Source organism: Bradyrhizobium sp. 154 (assembly GCF_023073875.1).
Classification (GTDB): domain Bacteria; phylum Pseudomonadota; class Alphaproteobacteria; order Rhizobiales; family Xanthobacteraceae; genus Bradyrhizobium.
In genome coordinates, this window is the sequence record NZ_JADPKG010000045.1 from 92,439 (window position 1) to 107,469 (window position 15,031).

At 63.4% G+C, this 15,031-nt stretch carries 18 protein-coding genes and 2 pseudogenes; 11 read left to right on the top strand and 9 right to left on the bottom strand.

All coding sequences use genetic code 11. The features are described 5' to 3' along the window. The first annotated feature begins 14 nt into the window (after positions 1–14). From IVA92_RS11395 to tsaA, 3 genes are read left to right on the top strand one after another with little or no spacing between them, the layout of a single operon-like run. Positions 15–755, top strand: coding sequence for an AzlC family ABC transporter permease (locus IVA92_RS11395; RefSeq protein WP_247275769.1), 741 nt, complete (start codon positions 15–17; stop codon positions 753–755). After that, entirely contained in the window at positions 752–1,102 is a 351-nt protein-coding gene (locus IVA92_RS11400; protein ID WP_247275770.1) for an AzlD domain-containing protein, read from the top strand. Before IVA92_RS11395 ends, IVA92_RS11400 begins: the two co-directional genes overlap by 4 nt. A 32-nt stretch (positions 1,103–1,134) precedes the next feature. Further along, positions 1,135–1,626, top strand: coding sequence for a tRNA (N6-threonylcarbamoyladenosine(37)-N6)-methyltransferase TrmO (gene tsaA / locus IVA92_RS11405; RefSeq protein WP_247275771.1), 492 nt, complete (start codon positions 1,135–1,137; stop codon positions 1,624–1,626). Between the two features lie 119 nt (positions 1,627–1,745). On the opposite strand, the gene IVA92_RS11410 is transcribed toward tsaA, so the two are convergent. The 4 genes from IVA92_RS11410 to IVA92_RS11425 form a co-directional block, all read right to left on the bottom strand. Beyond that, a complete protein-coding gene (locus IVA92_RS11410; protein WP_247275772.1) occupies positions 1,746–2,174 on the bottom strand; it encodes an HIT family protein in 429 nt (142 codons plus the stop codon). Positions 2,175–2,224: 50 nt separating this feature from the next. After that, complete coding sequence (locus tag IVA92_RS11415) at positions 2,225–3,466, bottom strand: GNAT family N-acetyltransferase (RefSeq protein ID WP_247275786.1); 1,242 nt, start codon at positions 3,464–3,466, stop codon at positions 2,225–2,227. A 202-nt stretch (positions 3,467–3,668) separates the two neighbouring features. Beyond that, complete coding sequence (locus IVA92_RS11420) at positions 3,669–4,415, bottom strand: glycerophosphodiester phosphodiesterase (RefSeq protein WP_247275773.1); 747 nt, start codon at positions 4,413–4,415, stop codon at positions 3,669–3,671. A gap of 5 nt (positions 4,416–4,420) precedes the next feature. Then, positions 4,421–4,888, bottom strand: coding sequence for a RidA family protein (locus IVA92_RS11425; RefSeq protein ID WP_018321130.1), 468 nt, complete (start codon positions 4,886–4,888; stop codon positions 4,421–4,423). Positions 4,889–5,137: 249 nt separating this feature from the next. Here IVA92_RS11425 and IVA92_RS11430 point away from each other — a divergent pair, with 249 nt between their 5' ends. Both IVA92_RS11430 and IVA92_RS11435 read left to right on the top strand, forming a co-directional pair. Further along, positions 5,138–5,983, top strand: coding sequence for a cell envelope integrity EipB family protein (locus IVA92_RS11430; RefSeq protein ID WP_247275774.1), 846 nt, complete (start codon positions 5,138–5,140; stop codon positions 5,981–5,983). A 170-nt stretch (positions 5,984–6,153) separates the two neighbouring features. Next, complete coding sequence (locus tag IVA92_RS11435) at positions 6,154–6,555, top strand: RidA family protein (protein ID WP_091899125.1); 402 nt, start codon at positions 6,154–6,156, stop codon at positions 6,553–6,555. A gap of 81 nt (positions 6,556–6,636) precedes the next feature. Here IVA92_RS11435 and IVA92_RS11440 read toward each other — a convergent pair. After that, a pseudogene (locus tag IVA92_RS11440) lies at positions 6,637–6,789 on the bottom strand (ACT domain-containing protein); the annotation flags it as partial. 155 nt (positions 6,790–6,944) lie between these two features. Here IVA92_RS11440 and IVA92_RS11445 point away from each other — a divergent pair. Beyond that, positions 6,945–7,100 carry a hypothetical protein gene (locus IVA92_RS11445; protein WP_247275775.1) on the top strand — a complete coding sequence of 52 codons (156 nt, stop codon included), beginning with the start codon at positions 6,945–6,947 and terminating at the stop codon, positions 7,098–7,100. Between the two features lie 16 nt (positions 7,101–7,116). On the opposite strand, the gene IVA92_RS11450 is transcribed toward IVA92_RS11445, so the two are convergent. Both IVA92_RS11450 and IVA92_RS11455 read right to left on the bottom strand, forming a co-directional pair. Beyond that, entirely contained in the window at positions 7,117–8,406 is a 1,290-nt protein-coding gene (locus IVA92_RS11450; protein ID WP_247275776.1) for a DNA polymerase IV, read from the bottom strand. Then, complete coding sequence (locus tag IVA92_RS11455) at positions 8,403–8,714, bottom strand: DUF3572 domain-containing protein (RefSeq protein WP_247275777.1); 312 nt, start codon at positions 8,712–8,714, stop codon at positions 8,403–8,405. The genes IVA92_RS11450 and IVA92_RS11455 overlap by 4 nt, the downstream gene beginning before the upstream one ends. Positions 8,715–8,955: 241 nt before the next feature. On the opposite strand from IVA92_RS11455, the gene IVA92_RS11460 reads away from it, so the two are divergent. Next, positions 8,956–9,321 carry a response regulator gene (locus IVA92_RS11460; RefSeq protein ID WP_027547216.1) on the top strand — a complete coding sequence of 122 codons (366 nt, stop codon included), beginning with the start codon at positions 8,956–8,958 and terminating at the stop codon, positions 9,319–9,321. Positions 9,322–9,335: 14 nt separating this feature from the next. Continuing rightward, positions 9,336–10,709 (top strand): PleD family two-component system response regulator, encoded by a 1,374-nt coding sequence (locus IVA92_RS11465; protein WP_247275778.1) that lies wholly within the window; start codon positions 9,336–9,338, stop codon positions 10,707–10,709. Positions 10,710–11,045: 336 nt separating this feature from the next. Here the strand turns inward: IVA92_RS11465 and IVA92_RS11470 are convergent, their stop codons facing one another. Further along, a complete protein-coding gene (locus tag IVA92_RS11470; RefSeq protein WP_247275779.1) occupies positions 11,046–11,654 on the bottom strand; it encodes a TetR/AcrR family transcriptional regulator in 609 nt (202 codons plus the stop codon). 130 nt (positions 11,655–11,784) lie between these two features. Between IVA92_RS11470 and IVA92_RS11475 the strand changes: the two genes are divergently transcribed. The 3 genes from IVA92_RS11475 to IVA92_RS11485 all read left to right on the top strand — a co-directional run bounded on the left by IVA92_RS11475 (position 11,785) and on the right by IVA92_RS11485 (position 14,426). Further along, entirely contained in the window at positions 11,785–13,017 is a 1,233-nt protein-coding gene (locus IVA92_RS11475) for an MFS transporter (protein WP_247275780.1), read from the top strand. A 129-nt stretch (positions 13,018–13,146) separates the two neighbouring features. Then, complete coding sequence (locus IVA92_RS11480) at positions 13,147–13,356, top strand: hypothetical protein (RefSeq protein WP_247275781.1); 210 nt, start codon at positions 13,147–13,149, stop codon at positions 13,354–13,356. A gap of 311 nt (positions 13,357–13,667) precedes the next feature. Continuing rightward, the gene (locus IVA92_RS11485; protein ID WP_247275782.1) at positions 13,668–14,426 is read left to right on the top strand and encodes a DUF899 family protein; all 759 of its coding nucleotides are present in this window, start codon (positions 13,668–13,670) and stop codon (positions 14,424–14,426) included. Between the two features lie 199 nt (positions 14,427–14,625). Here the strand turns inward: IVA92_RS11485 and IVA92_RS11490 are convergent. Further along, positions 14,626–15,031: pseudogene (locus IVA92_RS11490) on the bottom strand (hypothetical protein); the annotation flags it as partial.

The window sequence follows — 15,031 nt, forward strand, 5'->3', positions numbered from 1 at the left end:
CGGCCAAAGCTTCCGTGGCGCTTCCTCCGCTTGATTCATCTCAATGGCAAAGCCCCTTGCGCGCATTTGCGTGGGGGCTGCGTTCGATTACGCAGACCATCCTCACCATCGTGCTGTTCGTGACCTATCTCGGCATCGGCGCGCTCGCCCACGACACCCATTTCAGCCTGCTCTGGGCGCTTTGCTCGACATTGTTCGTCTGGGCCGGTCCCGCGCAGATCATCCTGATCACCACGCTCGGCTCGGGCGCGACCGTCATCCAATCCGCGCTCGCGGTGACCGTCAGCGCGATCCGTCTGTTTCCGATGGTGGTCTCGGTGCTACCGCTGATGCGCACACGGACGACCAAGCGACGCGAGTTGGTCTTCGCCGCGCATCTCACGGCCGTGACGCTGTGGGTCGAGTGCCATCGCTTCCTACCGCTTGTGCCGCGCGAGCGGCGCATCGCCTTCGTTCACGGGCTCGGCTGCGGCCTTGTGTCGGTGTGCCTCTGTGCCAACACGGTCGGCTATTTCCTCGCCGCCAACCTGACGCAGACGCTTGGAGCTGCGATCCTGTTGCTGACGCCGCTGTCGTTCCTGTTCTCGACTGCGCGCAACAGCCGCGAGATCGCCGATGTCGTCGCGCTCGTGCTCGGCATATTGCTCTATCCGCTGGCCGCGAATATGAACTCCGGCGTGGACATCCTCGTCAGCGGCGTGGTGGCCGGTACGATCGCCTATGGCGTGCATTGGTGGCGGGCGGTGCGCGCATGAGCTTTTCGCACCTCATTGGCGACTGGCACGCGCTCGCCGTTCTGTTCGTCGCCGGCGTCGTTCCAAACCAGATATGGCGCATGCTGGGCCTGTGGTTCGGCGGCGGCATCGACGAGGGCTCCGAGCTGCTGGTCTGGGTGCGGGCAGTCGCCACCGCGATCCTGGCCGGCGTCATCGCCCAGATCGTGGTCGAGCCGCCGGGCGCGCTTGCCAGCGTCCCCGGTGCCTTACGCTATGGCGCGGTCGGGGCCGGGCTCGTCGTCTTCCTGCTGACCCGTCGCTCGATCTTTGCCGGCGTGGTCACGGGCGAAGTCTTCATGCTGGCCGGCAAGTGGTGGTTGGGCTAAAACCACCGGCGAACAGCAAGGAAACAGGAAATATGGTTCGCGAACAGGAGCTCCGCGAGGGCGAGGTCGCCATCGAGCTGCCACCGACGCAAGATGCCGGTCTCGTCTTCATCGGGCGCATCCGCACCCCCTGGACGTCGCGGCTGGAGACGCCGCGGCAAGGGCGGCATGACGGCCCGGTCTGCCGGCTTGAGATCTTCGAGCCGTTCGTGCCGGCGATCAAGGGCGTCGACTTCTACAGCAATCTCGAAGTGCTGTACTGGCTCGACAAGTCGCGCCGCGATATCATCCTGCAAAGCCCGAAGAATAACGAGAAAACCCGCGGCACGTTTTCGCTGCGCTCGCCGGTGAGGCCCAATCCGATCGGCACCTCGGTCGTGAAGCTGGTCGGCATCGAAGGCAATGCGATCCTGGTGCGCGGGCTCGATTGCCTCGACAACACGCCACTGATCGACATCAAGCCGGACCGTTGCGAGTTCACGCCGTTGGCGGCGCCGCAAGCGGGAGATTTCGAAACGGAGTGAGGGGCGCACTGTGACCCCTTCGTCATTGCGAGCGAAGCGAAGCAATCCAGGCTGCTTCCGCAGAGACAGTCTGGATTGCTTCGTCGCAAGGGCTCCTCGCAATGACGATGTGGAAAGACCTACGCCGCTTGCAGCGCCGCGATCAGCTTGGACGCGTGCTCTTCCAGCACCTTGGCGTCTTCCTTGCGGCTGGCGGGCGGCAGCATCGCGACGCCGTCGTGGCGCGGCATCACGTGCATGTGCAAGTGAAACACCACCTGTCCGCCGGCGGGCTCGTTGAACTGCTGCACCGTGATGCCGTCGGCGTTGAATGCCCTCATCGCGGCCACCGCGATCTTGTGCGCGCCGCGGGCGACATGGGCGAAGTCGTCAGGCTTGATGTCGAGGATGTTGCGGGCAGGGGCCTTCGGGATCACCAGCGTGTGGCCTGGCACGCGCGGCATGATGTCGAGGAAGGCGAAGACGTGCTCGTCCTCGTACACCTTGTAGCAGGGCAGCTCGCCGCGCAGGATCTTTGCGAAGATGTTGTTGGTGTCGTAGGCGGTCATTGGTGGGTCCTCGAGATTTTGCGCTTACTGTCACCAGCCACGGCAAACCGTCAAGACGCCTCGTCGGCCCCTTTGCGGAACGGGCCGAGTTCGGCGAGCTCACGTCCGGCTTCCGCAACATAAGCGCGCTCGCGCTTAAGATAGTCGTCGATGGCGCGCCGCAGGCCCGGGTCGGCAATGAAGTGCGCGGAATAGGTCGTCGTCGGCAGGTAGCCGCGTGCGATCTTGTGCTCGCCCTGCGCGCCGGCCTCGACGTGCCGGAGGCCGCGCTTGATGGCGAAATCAATCGCCTGATAGTAGCAGACCTCGAAATGCAGGAACGGGTGATGCTCGACCGCGCCCCAGTTGCGGCCGAACAGCGTGTCCGAGCCGATGAAGTTAATCGCGCCCGCGATCCAACGATTGTTGCGGCGGGCCATTACCAGCAGCACGTCCTCGCTCATGGTCTCGCCGATCAGCGAGAAGAACTCGCGCGTCAGATATGGCCGGCCCCATTTGCGCGACCCGGTCTCCATGTAAAATTCGAAAAATGCGTCCCAGGCATCCTCGGTGATGTCCTTGCCCGTCAGCCAGTGGATGGTGATGCCGGCGGCGAGCGCATCGCGTCGCTCGCGCTTGATCGACTTGCGGTGGCGCGAGTTCAGCGTCGCCAGGAAGTCGTCGAAACTCGCAAACCCCTCATTGTGCCAGTGGAACTGCTGATCGGTACGCTGAAGGAAGCCGTGCCTGGCGAGTAGCTTCCACTCGGCCTCGCGCGCGAAGGTGACGTGCACCGAAGAGGCCTTGCTGACCCCGCACAGCGCCACCAGCCCGCTCGCCAGGGCCTCGGTGATCTGCTCGCGGTCGACACCGTCGCGGACCAGCAGGCGCGGCCCCGTTGCCGGGGTGAAGGGAACCGAGACCTGGAGCTTCGGATAGTACCGCCCGCCGGCACGCTCATAGGCATCCGCCCAGCCGCGGTCGAAAACGTATTCGCCCTGCGAGTGCGATTTCAGATAACAGGGCACGATTCCCGCGACGCGGCCGTCGAGCTTGGCCACGAGATGCCGCGGTCCCCAGCCGGTGCGGATCGTCGCCGAACCCGATTTCTCGACGGCGGAGAGAAATGCGTGTGAGACGAACGGGTTATAGGCCGAGCTTAAGAGGCCGGCGGAATCGCCTGGAAAAGCGGATGAGGTTCCCTTGCCATGCCCATTACAAGCTTTGCCGGGATTGGCGCAGGCGTCCCAATCCTCCGGTGTCACTTCGCCAATCGAAGGTACGGCCTCGAGCGTGATTTCCGATGATGCCATCATGCCCAAGATCGTGCATTGCAGCAGCGACTTCAAGAGGTCGGGAACGCGCTCGCATGCCTGACGCAGCGCAGCGCTCTTCTAACGGTGCGCTTGCAGAGCGGGGCCCACGGGCAGCGCGTTCGCGGCGGGATGGTCCCGGCTCTGCGCCGCAACGCTAAAGGCGTCGCGGCTTGTCCGGGACACGAGAGGTGCCGTGCCCTTACGGCACAAACCCTTCAAAGATCATCTGGTCCGCATATCGCCCGACCCGCGTCCGCTGCTGCGGCGTGCGCACGGTCCAGCCGAGCAGGGCGCAGCCGAACAGGTTGCGAGCAAGCCAAGGGGCGGGGGCGGGGAGATCGTCGACTCTGAAAGCGACGAAGTGGGGCTGGGTCTGGAAGCCGTGGCGGAGGTACAGCATGCTGTCGCGCTGCTCCTGCGTGAGCTTGGCCCAGTACTCGTCCTCATAGGTCCGCTGCGCGACGATGCCGCGCGGACGGGAGGGCAGCAGCTCGCGCAGCGCCAGCACCTGGTCAGGATCGAAGGACATACCGACGGCGGGACCGTCATAGGACGCCAGCACTTCGACCATCCGCTTCACCAGCTTGCGGTCGCCGCCAAAATGGCTCTTCAGCTCGATCACCAGCGGTACCCGGCCGGCGACCAGGGCGCAGAGGTCGCCGAGCGACATCATCCGCTCCGGTGTGTCGTTGAACTTGACGGATTTCAGCTCGGCGGCGGTCTTGTCGATCACCTCTCCGGTCGCTTCGGTGAGGCGGCCGAGCGCATGGTCGTGATGCACCATGGCCTCGCCGTCGGCGGAGAGTTGAATATCGACCTCGACCGAAAAATTGCCTGCGATCGCGGCCTGCACCGCGCCTGGCATGTTTTCCACGATGCCCCGTGAAATGTTATGCAGGCCGCGATGGGCGACCGGCCGGGCTGTCAGCCAATCCGGAGCGCGCATTCGCGTCAGGCGACCTCGAACACGCCATCGACCTCGACCGCGGCGTCCGCGGGCAGCGAGGCGACCCCGACGGTGGTGCGGGCATGACGGCCCTTGTCACCGAAGGCCGCGACCATCAGGTCGGAGGCGCCGTTCAGCACCTTGGGCCCGTCCAGGAAGTCAGGCGCCGAGTTGATGAAGCCGCCGAGGCGGACCACGCGCACCACCTTGTCGAGATCGCCGAGGGCCGCCTTGACCTGGGCCAGCAGGTTCACTGCGCAGCCGCGAGCGGCCGCAGCGCCGTCTTCGATCGAGACCCCGGCACCCAGCTTGCCCTTGGCAATCAGCTTGCCGGCCGGGTCGAAGCAGACCTGGCCGGAGACGAACAGCAAATTGCCGGTGCGCACGAACGGCACGTAATTGGCAACGGGGGTGGGGGCCTCGTGCAGCTTGATGCCCTGTTCCGCCAGTTTCTGCTCGACCGTGCCCGCCATGTCTCGACCTCGATGTCCAGGATTCCATTCGTCCCCGGCACGTCTGTGGGAGGCCGGGCGCGCCCTGTTTCGCCCATCGTGCCGCCACATGCAAGCAACTGGAGGGGGATGTACTTTGTTGAGGCAGGGGAGCAGGTTCAACGCGGGCGGGGCAACTTTACGTGAAACGGCCTCAGTTGCGACGCAATGGAACGGTCATTAAAATGTCGAATCTGCGCTTCCCCAAGGACGCGTCCTCAAGGAACAGACATGGTGCACCTTTTCCGGATTTCGCTCGGTGTAATGGCGCTCGCGGCGGCCATTGTCGGCTTTGGCGGTGGCGCCCAGGCCGCCAACGGTCCGTTCCTCGCGCACCAGGCGCTTTATGACCTCAGCCTCGTGAAATCGCGCTCCAACTCGGTGAACAGTGCGCGCGGCCGCATCCTCTACAATTTCACGGGCAACGCTTGCGAGGGCTACACCTCCGAATTCCGCCAGGTCTCCGAGCTCGACAGCGGCGAGGGCAAGGTCACGCTGAGCGACCTCCGCTCCAATTCCTGGGAGGACGCCGCCGGAAAAAGCTACCACTTCAAGATCGAGACGCGCATGAACGAGGCGGATGCCGGCCGTGTCGACGGCTCGGCCGAGCGCGACGGTGACCACATCAACGTCAAGCTGAAGCTGCCGGCGCCGAAGACATTCACCCTCGACGGCAAGATCGTATTCCCGACCGAGCAGATCCAGCGCATCATCGCCGCCGCCAAGGAGGGCAAGTCGCTGCTAGAGCTCTCCGTCTATGACGGCTCCGACGACGGCCAGAAGGTCTACAACACGCTCACCGTGATCGGCCAGCCGATCCCCGCCGACCGTGCTACCTCGTCCGATCCGTCGACCTCCGACGAGCATATGAAAGCGCTGAAGCGCTGGCCCGTCACCGTCAGTTATTTCGATCGCGACGCCCAGCAGAAGGAAGGCGAGCAGACGCCGGTCTACGCGATGGCGTTCGAGCTCTACGAAAACGGCGTCTCGCGCCAGCTCGTGCTCGACTACAACGATTTCGTGATTTCGGGCGCGATGGGCAAGTTCGACGTGAAGGACAGCAAGCCCTGTAATTGAGGGCGTGGTCTCCTCCGTGTCATCGCAAGCGCAGCGAAGCAATCCAGACTGTTTCCACGGTGGCAGTCTGGGTTGTTTCGTCGCAAAAGCTCCTCGCAATGACTGGGCTGGTCCTCGGCGTCCTCTCCGGCTAGGCTCCTCCCAACCATAAACTTCGGGAGGCCATCACCATGCCCAAGCTCGACCATCTCCGCCCCAGCGGCCTGCATCACAATCCGGCTTATTCCCACGTCGTGACGGCGACCGGTGCGCGCACCATCTACATCTCCGGCCAGGTGTCGGTGGACGAGGAGGGGCGGATCGTCGGCGAGGGCGATATTGCCGCGCAGACGACGCAGGTGATGCAGAATCTCGGCCACGCGCTGAAGGCGGCGGGGGCGAGCTACGCCAACATCGTCAAGATCACGACCTTCGTCGTGAACTACAAGCCGGAGCTGCGCCCCATCATCGGCAAGGCCCGCTCCGTCTTCTTCGAAGGCATGGAGCCGCCGGCCTCTACGCTCGTCGGCGTCTCCGCGCTGGCCGCGCCGGAGTGGCTGATCGAGATCGAAGCGGTGGCAGTCGCGGATTGAGGTGACTGGTAGGATGGTTAGAGCGGAGCGAAACCCATCGCCCTTGTTGTGCGGATGGAGCTTGATGGGTGTCGCTTCGCTCTACCTATCCGACTTGCCTTTGGCCATCTCTTGCAAAACAGCCATCGTCTCGTTGGCTCGGTCCGCCGGCACGAAGAGGTGATCGTGATGGAAGGCCGAAACCGCATTCACGTTGATCCCCGCTTCGGCAAGACGCGCCGTGATTGCCGCCAGAGTCGGCGACAGAGGCTGTGGGAGCAATGGTCAACATACCTTTGTATATCTCCTCTAATCCTTCTCATGCGCTGAGCTTACACTGGTAGAATTGAGCGACGGCGGGAGATTCTTACAATTTGAGTCCACTCGGGTCACTGCGGGGAGAGGCTCAAATGAACGTTGTCATTCGAAAGCTCAACGGCCTGTGGCACCTCATCGTCGGGTCTTGTCAGATCCGAACGCCGTTCGTGGAAACTCAGGATCGGCAATTGGTAGTTCAGTATGCCCGGCGCGCCTATCCGGGTGCACGGATATTTGAACGCGACTGAGTTGAGCAGGACTTGATCACTCCTGCGCCTTCTCCGGCCCCTCATACGCAATGCCGCGGATCACCGCAGCGCTGCCGAACTTCTTGCGCAGACTGTCCACCGCGCGCTCGGCGTGCGCGGCGCGGCGGTCGAGCATGTCGGTGTCGTCCAAGACCGAACCGTCACGCAGCGCGCTGACGCCGGCGCCCATCAGGCGGAAGGCGGTGCCGTCGATCTCTTTTGCCAGCATCTCGCGGCAGATCGAGAAGATCTTTGCGGCGAGCTGCGTCGGGGCGGCGATCGACTGCGAGCGCGTGCGCTGGCGGAAATCGGCGGTCTTCAGTTTCAACGTGACAGTCGAGCCGGCGAGCTCGCCGCTCTTGAGACGCGACGACGTCTTCTCGCACAGCCGCCACAAGATCTTCTCCAGCGCCGCGAAATCGCGGATGTCGGTCTCGAACGTGGTTTCGCTGGAAATCGTCTTGGCGCCGCGATCGGGCTCCACGCGGCGTTCGTCGATGCCGCGCGCGAGCCGCCACAGCCGGCGGCCGTCGCTCGGAAACTGCCGCATCATCTCGATCTCGTCGGCCTTCTGCAGGTCGGCGATGATGCGGAAGCCACGCTGCGCGAGGCGCTCCTGCGTGGCTGGTCCGACGCCAAAGATGAAGCCGACGGGCTTCTCCGACAGCATCAAGCGCGCTTCGTCCTGATCGAGCGCGGCAAAGCCGCGCGGCTTGTCGAGATCGGAGGCGATCTTGGCCAAAAACTTGTTGCAGGACAGGCCGACGGAGACGGTGATGCCGATATCGCGCTCGACGTCGCGCGCGAAGCGCGCCAGCACCTTTGCCGGGATCGTGCCGTGAACCCGCTCGGTGCCGGACAGATCAAGGAAGGCCTCGTCGATCGACAGCGGCTCGACCAGCGGGGTCAGCGCCTGCATGGCCTGGCGCACCTCGCGGCCGATCCGGACATATTTCGCCATATCCGGCCGGATCACGGTCGCATGCGGGCAGGCCTCCAGGGCCTTGAACATCGGCATGGCCGAGCGGACGCCATAGGTGCGGGCGATGTAGCAGGCGGCCGACACCACGCCGCGCTTGCCCCCGCCGATGATGACGGGCTTATCGGCGATATCAGGATTGTCGCGCTTCTCGACCGTCGCATAGAAGGCATCGCAGTCGATGTGGGCGATGGTCAGGCTCGATAGCGCGCGGTGGCGGACCAGGCGAGGGGACCCGCAAGCGGAACAGCGCCGCACGCCCGTGTCCAGATCGGCCAGACAATCCCGGCAGAAGCAGCGGGGCCCTGCCGGATCGGGTTCGGTCACGGCACGTCGCGCTCCCAGGTGGGGTCGCCGAGCGCGTCGCCCAGCACCTGCCGTGCTGCGGCAACGTTGGTCGGATGTAGTTCCGCGGCCTTCGCAAAGGCCTTCACGGTCTCGTCATCGCGCAGCACGAAATCGAGCACGCTGAGGAGAAAATTGGGGTCCGAGGCAGCATTGCGCAGGGTCTCCGGACCGACCCCTGTCTCAGCCAGGAACAGGCCCAGCCGCTCGGGCTCGCCGGCGACGAAGGACAGTGCTTGAATCGCAACGATTTCAGCGACTTCGCGGGGGTTGTGAACAGGCTTTTTCACGCGGCCGGTTTGCCTTTCCGTTAACTTTCAGTGTCTACTTTGGAATCATCATGCCCGAGTCTTCGCCTCGAGTCTTGCGACCCCCGACAAGCAACTGGAAACCAAATCGCAGAAAGTCGGCCCTCGGGTTTAACGAAACTAGAGCGAATCTGAGGCTAGTTTGAATCCAGTTTTCGAAGCGCCGGGGAGCGGCGCCTGAGGCGTCACATGTATGGGTCTGCGGACCAAACAGGAGGGCGGGATGGCTAAGACCGTCCTGATTGTGGAAGACAACGAGCTTAACATGAAGCTCTTCCGCGACCTGTTGGAGGCACACGGCTACCAGACCACTGGCACCAGCAACGGCTACGAGGCGCTTGACCTCGTTCGCAAGATGCGGCCGGACCTCGTGCTGATGGATATCCAATTGCCGCAGGTCTCGGGACTCGAGGTGACGCGGTGGATCAAGGACGATCCGGAGTTGCGCGCCATTCCCGTCGTTGCGGTCACCGCGTTCGCGATGAAGGGCGACGAAGAGCGTATCCGCGAGGGCGGCTGCGAGGCCTATTTGTCCAAGCCGATCTCGGTCGGCAAGTTCATTGAGACGGTCCGGCGTTTTATCGGATAGGAAGTGAGTTCAAAGTGTCCGCGCGTATCCTGGTTGTCGATGACGTTCCTGCCAACGTGAAGCTCCTCGAAGCTCGTCTGTCCGCCGAATATTTCGACGTGATGACCGCGGCGAACGGCGCCGAGGCGCTGGCGATCAGCCGGCGCGCCGAATGCGATATCATCCTGCTCGACGTGATGATGCCCGATATGGACGGTTTCGAGGTTTGCCGCCGTCTGAAGACCGATCCGGCCACCCACCACATTCCTGTCGTGATGGTCACCGCGCTCGACAGCCCCTCCGACCGCAACCGGGGGCTCGAAGCCGGCGCCGATGATTTCCTCACCAAACCCGTCTCCGACGTCGTGCTGATCGCGCGCGTGCGTTCGCTGACGCGGCTGAAGATGATGACGGACGAGCTGCGCATGCGCGCCATCACCTCGCTCGAGATCGGCATGCAGGCGCCGGAGCGCAGCGCCGTGGCCGACACCGGCAGGGGCGGCCGCATCCTCCTGGTCGACGACCGCGAATCCTCCTATGAGCGGCTGGGGACGATCCTCGCCGCCGAGCACACCATCGACGTCGAGCCGAGCCCGACGGAGGCGCTGTTCCACGCCGCGGAAGGCAATTACGACCTCTTGATCGTCTCACTCGATCTCAACAATTTCGATGGCCTGCGGCTCTGCAGCCAAGCGCGCTCGCTGGAGCGCACGCGCCACGTTCCGATCCTGGCGATCGCCGACCCCGAGAACTCGACGCGGCTGCTCCGCGGCCTCGAGATCGGCGTCAACGACTATCTGCTGCGTCCGATCGACAAGACCGAACTCTTGGCGCGGGCCCGCACCCAGATCCGCCGCCGCCGCTACACCGATCACTTGCGCGACAACGTGCAGAACTCGATCGAGATGGCGATCACCGACGCGCTCACCGGCCTGCACAACCGCCGCTACATGGAGAGCCATCTCGCCACGCTCGCCGAGCAGGCCGCGACCCGCGGCAAGCCGCTGGCGCTGATGATTCTGGACATCGACTACTTCAAGTCGATCAACGACAATTACGGCCACGATGCCGGTGACGACGTGCTGCGCGAATTCGCAGTGCGGGTGCGCAAGTCGATCCGCGGCATCGACCTTGCCTGCCGCTATGGCGGGGAGGAATTCGTCATCGTGATGCCGGAGACCGATCTCCACGTCGCCGGCATGGTCGCCGAGCGCCTGCGCCGCTCGATCGCGGGCGAGCCGTTTGCGATCCACAAAGGGACGAAGCGCATCGAGGTCACGATCTCGATTGGCCTGACTACGCTGGAGCAGAAGGGCGAGGCGGTCGGCGACGTCCTCAAGCGCGCCGACACCGCGCTCTACCGCGCCAAGCACGACGGTCGCAACCGCGTGGTGTCGCAGGCGGCGTAAAGGCTACTGCGACACAATAATTGCGAAAACAACCCCATGCACAGTAGCCGGCGCTAGTCGGATCAATGGCCTACGCGGGTAGCAAAGCGGCTGACGCCGACAGCAAGTCCGTTTGACACGTCGGGCAAAACAGGCGCATTCTGCTATCATCCCGAACATCCTACAAACTCCGCTGTCATTCCCCGCCAACGGGTCGTGCCTTCGGCGAGCCCGATGACAGGCTCCAGCGGGGGAATCCTGTACGCCCGCGGCTTTTCGGTTCTAGCCTCAGTGTCTCTTGAATACTGGATCACCCGCTTTCGCGGGTGATGACAGCAAGCGATATGGCGACAGCAGCTAGTCTGGCGCGCGCTTGCTCCCCTTCATTGGTTTCTTCGCATCGCTACCGACATCCACCCCTGCATTCCGCAGCAGCACTTTCGCCGCTTCTTTCGCCGCCCTGGCCATCGCAGGATCGTCGCGCACGAGGTCCTGCGCGATGGAGCCGTCGACCAGCAGCACGAGCTGGGTTGCCAGCGCCTCCGCGTCCGCAACGCCGAGCTCGTTCAGGCGATCGCGAAACCAGACGCGGCGGCTCTCCTTGAAGGCGATCGCGATCTTCTTCACGGCGCGGTCCTGTGGCCCGAGCTCGGCCACCGCATTCACGAACGGGCAGCCGCGAAAATCCTTGGCCGCAAACCGCCGCTCCAGCGAATCGAACGTCGCAAGGATCTGCTCGGCCGGCGGTTTGTCGGACGCGCGCGCGTGCACGAAGCGGCGCTCGAGGTAAGCCGCGATCAGCGCGTTCTTGGAGGGGAAGTGGTTGTAGAGCGTGCGCTTGGAGATGCCGATCTCGGCTGCAATGGTGTCGACGCCGATGGCGCGAATGCCTTGCAGGTAGAACAGCTTATCGGCGGTCTCGAGGATCCGCTCTTTCATCGTCTGTGGGGCGGGCGGGGGAGCCATGCGGTAGCGCGCGTCCTGTTCGCTTGACAGCACCGGCCCTTTATAGCCTAAGTACACAGGTCTGTGTAACCAAAATCAACGGCAAAAGCAGACGGCGGCGTTCGCGCCGTGCCCAAAAGGGAGAAGAAAAATGCCCCTGTTGCAGGTTCTGCGTCCGACATTGCCGATCCTGATCGGCGCCTCGATCATGCTGACCCTGAGCATGGGGCTGCGGCAGTCGCTCGGCATCTTCCTGCAACCGCTGACGCATGACATCCACATCTCGGTGTCGGATTTCACGTTGGCGCTGGCTGTGCAAAACCTCGCCTGGGGCTTTCTCCAGCCGCTGGCCGGCGCGATGACGGTGCGTTACGGCTTCCGTCCCATCATGATCGTGGGCGCGCTGATGTACATCGTGGGCCTCTCTCTGATGGCGACGGCCAATGGGCTCGTCAGCGTGATGATTGGCGGCGGCGTCCTGATCGGGACTTCGCTGGCCTGCACCGCGGCGGCGATCGCGATGTCGGTAGCGGCGCGTGCTGTGCCCGAAACCGTGCGCTCGACGGTGCTCGGCATCGTCTCCGGTGCGGGCTCGCTCGGCGCGCTGTTGTCGGCGCCGATCGGGCAGATGCTCAACGAGAGCTTTGGCTGGCGCATTGGCCTTGCCGGCTTCGTCATCATGTCGGTACTGATGATACCGGCGGCGTGGTATGCCGGACGCGTCGACCAGATCCCGCTGCCCAAGCCCGCGGCCGATGACATCAGCGATGCCAATGCCATGGCTGCGGCGAGGACCGCGTTCGGTAACGCGTCTTTCGTGGTGATGACCTGCGCCTATCTCGTCTGCGGCATGCAGCTGGTGTTCCTCACCACGCATCTGCCGTCGTATCTGGCGATCTGCGGTCTCGATCCGATGCTGAGCGCACAGACGCTCGGCATGATCGGCGGCTTCAACGTGCTGGGCTCGCTGTTCTTCGGCTGGGCCGGCCAACGCTGGAACAAGCTGGCGCTGCTGGGCGCGATCTACATCCTGCGCTCGCTGGCGCTCGCCTGGTATTTCATGCTGCCGGCAACGCCATTCTCGACGCTGCTGTTCGGCGCGATCATGGGCTTTCTCTGGATGGGCGTCGGCCCGCTGGTTGCGGGCGCCGTCGCCGAGATGTTCGGCCTGCGCTGGCAGGCCATGATCCAGGGCCTCGCCTTCATGAGCCACCAGATCGGCAGCTTCCTCGGCGCCTACGGAGGAGGGGTGCTCTACGACGCGCTCGGCTCATACACCATGGCCTGGCGCATCGGCGTCGCGCTCGGCCTCGCCGGCGGCATCGTGCAGGTCGCGTTCGCGCTGATCCGGCCGTCGCAGCCGCCGGTGTTGAAGGCGGCGTAGGTGGGGTGTGTAGCCGTCAGCGTCAGCTTCGGAGGATGAACCGGATGTCACGTTGCTTGGTCGTGATCGGCCGGTTGTGACCCCTGTATAGTCCGGCCGTGCGGTGCAAGACGATTTCGACTCGCACCCATGCTGGTCGAACGCATCGTTGCGCGCGCCGCACCTGCGCTCCAATTCGAGGATGATCATGACTCACCGACGACGGGAAATCTCTTTGCTCCGACCGGGCCATATAGCGTGGCGGGTGGATGGAAAAGGTACTGGGCCGACCGCGCATCGCGCTTCTTCCGTCCTGACCTTCGCGAGATCATCAAGAAGTATCGCCGTCACTTGAATTGAGCTCGCCTCAGTTGGTGGCCTCTTTATAATTCTACCGCACATCTGTTACGTTTCCTATTGGCCCGGTCCGCGATGATTTCGGCCCAATCCTACGAGGTCGTGCTGACATTTGAGATCGAACAGGTGCTCCGAGCCGCCGCCAATTTGTCGGCTCATCGACCCGATTGACCCGACTCGGACATGCAGGTCGTCCAGCAGCCATCTCGGACGCTGGGGGGGGCAGCTTAGCCGGCGGCGCAATGGCCAGGCAAGCAAGGAACCGATCGGCGAGGACCTACGTTTTAGAACCCACAATCAGAGGAGTCTTGACTATGGCAGCAGGCACCCTCGCTCCACCCAAAGTCGTCTCGCGTGAGGAATGGCTTTCCGCACGTAGGGCATTGTTCGTCGAAGAGAAGGAGATGACGCACAAGCTCGACGAACTTAGAGAAAAGCGACGCCATTTGCCGTGGGTAAAAATCGAGAAGCCCTACGTCTTCCAGGGACCGGATGGCGAGTACACGCTTGCCGATCTGTTCAATGGTCGCGGCCAACTCGCCGTCTATCACTTCATGCTGACCCCGGGCTCCGATCACGTTTGCAAAGGATGCTCGTTCGTCGCCGATCATTTCGACGCCGCGCGCAAGCACTTCCATGATGCCGACCTGTCATTTGCTGTGATTTCACGCGCGCCAATCGAGCGAATCGAGCAAGTGAAACGCGCTTTGGGCTGGACCTTTCCGTGGGTGTCATCCTATGGCAGCGACTTCAACTTTGATTTCGGGGTGTCATTCAAAAAGGAGGACCTGGCCGCTGGCACAGCCAAGTTCAATTACGACACGATCCCGCTCAAGAGCAGCGAAGACATGATGGGCGCCAGCATATTTGCCAAAAACGAGGCTGGCGAGATCTTCCACACGTACTCGGCATATTCCCGTGGCATTGAAAATTTGATGGGTGCCTTCATGTGGCTCGATCTCACGCCCAAAGGCCGCCATCAATTCGATGACGGCCACAGCCGGCTTAGTGACGACGGCCGGGACGTCCGAACGCTCGGGCGACCCAGCGGCGCGAGGACTGGCTGTCATTGACGGTCACTGGCGACATCACTGGGTTAGGAGAGCTTCATGTCCGCACTCGGCGGTAACCCGAAAGTCCCGCAATCAGGAGCAGAGCGGCGCGATTAGCCCTTAGCTATAGCAGGCAGAACCATTTTCCGAACGCAACTACGGCGGTAGACCGGACGCGCAACGACGCCTGCCTCAACGCCGCTTTTGACCCCCAAAGCAGTCACTCGTCTGGTGCTCGAGTTGACTGAGCGAGCTGAAAAACCAGCCGCCGGGCGCCATCGACCAGTTCTTGGACGACATCCGCTGCAGGCTTAATTTCATTCACTAAGCCGACGCCCTGTCCCGCTAGAAAATCCATCGAGTCCAGGTCGCCCGAGGCGTCTGGCGTCGGTGGAAAGCCCATGAAGCGCAAGAGTGGCGTCGCCCGGCCACCGACTTTCGTCTCGCCAATCTGCGGCTCATCGGCCCGCTGCTCACTGCCGCGCGCCTCATCTGGCAGCCAGCGTTCGACAAAGGGCGTGCGCAGTGTGCGATGAGGGGCATTGGGCCAGCCGTGACCGAAAAGCGTCGTCCGCACCGTGTAATCTTCCGCTGCATCGATAACCTTCTGTTTATAGACCGTATGC